This window comes from Nostoc sp. UIC 10890 (genome assembly GCF_054786515.1).
Map to the genome: position 1 here is coordinate 1 of NZ_JBSGKF010000107.1, position 2,162 is coordinate 2,162.

General features: G+C 43.1%; 2 protein-coding genes and 1 pseudogene. All 3 read left to right on the forward strand.

From position 1 onward, the window contains the following. Positions 1 to 530, forward strand: a pseudogene (locus ACWATR_RS39520) (hypothetical protein); the annotation flags it as partial. An 11-nt stretch (positions 531 to 541) separates the two neighbouring features. Further along, on the forward strand, positions 542 to 1,786 hold the full coding sequence (locus ACWATR_RS39525; RefSeq protein WP_460345708.1) for an SMI1/KNR4 family protein: 1,245 nt from the start codon (positions 542 to 544) through the stop codon (positions 1,784 to 1,786). A gap of 180 nt (positions 1,787 to 1,966) precedes the next feature. Next, positions 1,967 to 2,161 carry an IS4/Tn5 family transposase DNA-binding protein gene (locus ACWATR_RS39530; protein WP_460345711.1) on the forward strand — a complete coding sequence of 65 codons (195 nt, stop codon included), beginning with the start codon at positions 1,967 to 1,969 and terminating at the stop codon, positions 2,159 to 2,161. The last annotated feature ends 1 nt before the right edge of the window (position 2,162 follow it).

The following is a 2,162-nucleotide window of genomic DNA, read 5'->3' on the forward strand; positions in this document are numbered from 1 at the left end:
AAGCAAAATTGCAATACCCGTACACGATCCCCTTTGAAACCGATGGGAAGCAATATCGACTGGTGACAGGAAGTGTATATCACAATGCGATCGGCTTGTTGACGGTTTTAGAAATTACAATGCCGATAAATGCGAATACCTTATTTACCAACGTGAATGAGCCGACGTACCTAGAGTTAGTTGTTTGGGCTTCGCTGGAATCCTGCTTACCTCCTGTCGAAGATTGGGAAATGTCTATCGATTGGAGAGGAAGAGAAGATGAGTTGGTAACTTTAGGAACAGATCCTTCCTTACCAAAAGCTGAGTTTTTCTTGAACTGTTTAGCATCTCACCTGGCAAGACTCTGGCAAAATGAGAATCCCACAGCGTTGAAAAAAGGATTGCTCCCTTTGCGAAGTTATTTCCCTAAAGAAACCTACTTTCTCTACTGTCGAGGTCAGATGTTACTATCCGGGGAACTGCGATTTAACTATGGGGAATGGTTTGATGGGGGCTTCCTCCGACTTTTTCGTGCAGAACAAGCGAGGTAAGAGGTGAGTAGATGTGGGATGTTGAATATTTGAATGCAGAGTTACTCGATCTCAAACTTTGGGGCGAAGGCTGTCGCCTGTATCAGATTCGCCAAATGGGTGATGATGAGATTTGCTTGATTCAAACAGATGATACTCCGCAGGAGTCGCTATGCGAACGCTGGCAAGTTGTTTATACCGAGCGTGGTGCGGTTCAACATCTGCTGTTTGAATTTACGGATGAGGCTGAAGCTTGTGAGTTTATGTATCGGGAGATAAAGAGAATCAAGCATCCCCATCTTGTGGGACTATTTCCGACTGATGTGGAGGCAGAGCAATTCTGTCAGGTGTTGACTCAGTTAGAAATTCAGTTCTCTCACGATCCGAAAGGAAGGGTGAGAGTGTATGATCGAGACATTTTTACAGTGGAGCGTCATTTCGGTTGCCAATTACCCCTGCGAAAATGGTTGACCGTTCCTGAACGAATTCACGTCACCCTCGCTCGATTGCGAAAATTCGATCCTTGCGATCGCTATGCTCAAATCACAACTAATCCGCCAATTGGTTCTGAAGCAAAGTTGAGCGCGTTAGAAGCACAACATGGAATTAAACTACCTGACGTTTACAGAACGTTTTTGCTAGAAGTCTGCAATGGTGGTAATTGGGAACGGCTAGGACATTACTGGTCGGCTGAGGAAGTTATGGCAAACAATTCTGCTCAACTATGGAATCAGCCTTTACCTGAGTTCCTCGCAAAGTTGAAAGCGTCAAAGTCGGGGGATTGGCTCAAAAATCCAGGAAATCGGCAATATCCAGGGTTATTACGAATTGTTGATGGGGATAATCCTGTGCGCGATTTGTTTCTCACCCAGGAAGGATACGAGGTTGAAATTCAGGGGGATTGGATTCGTTTTTGTGAGTTTTCTCCAGAACAATGGCTCAAGGATTTTCTGGATGATATTCAATATGGGTTATCTCCAATTGAAGGATTACTGGCTTTTCTTCGCTCTGGGGAATTAATTCGAGATTATCCATACTTTCATTCGGTGAATGTTGCCAGACTCCTTGCAGAAACCATCGGACTCAATATCGATCATGAACTCACAAATGAGCAAGTGAAGATGAGCGATGAAATAGATTATAAAATCAACCAATGGCGAATTGAGAATATGGGTAAGATGCGGTACAACTTTGGGTTTAATGCAGAGCAAGCTGAACTGCGAACGCAACGAATTTTAGAAAGACTGGAATATGTATATCATATACTGTATCCCTAAATTACACATCATCTGGAGAAAAATTTTTACTTTACCTAATCATCTGCCAAATATTCTTTCACAGATTCAATAATCTGACTTTTCCCGTTAAGTCTTGAAAGGCTTAGTGGTAAAGGATTCGAGAAACAGCACAGCATATACGGTACAGTAATGAAAATCGGGTGCTAAAGGTGACAAGCAATGCTGGACTGGTGGGAGAAGAATTTTGCAACCATATCTCTGGGCGATCGCCGATTAAATGAGCGTGCAATGTCGATAGGCTATGCTCTAAGCCTTGGATTTGGGAAAGGGCTGTCAGAAATCTTCAGCAATGGAACAGTACTCAAAAGAGCCTATGAGTTTTTGCCAATCCAAAAGTGCAATTTCCAAACGTGAT

Coding starts and splice junctions, on each gene's coding strand:
- ACWATR_RS39525 (WP_460345708.1), top strand. CDS start 542: ATGTGGGATGTTGAATATTTGAATGCAGAGTTACTCGATCTCAAACTT.
- ACWATR_RS39530 (WP_460345711.1), top strand. CDS start 1,967: ATGCTGGACTGGTGGGAGAAGAATTTTGCAACCATATCTCTGGGCGAT.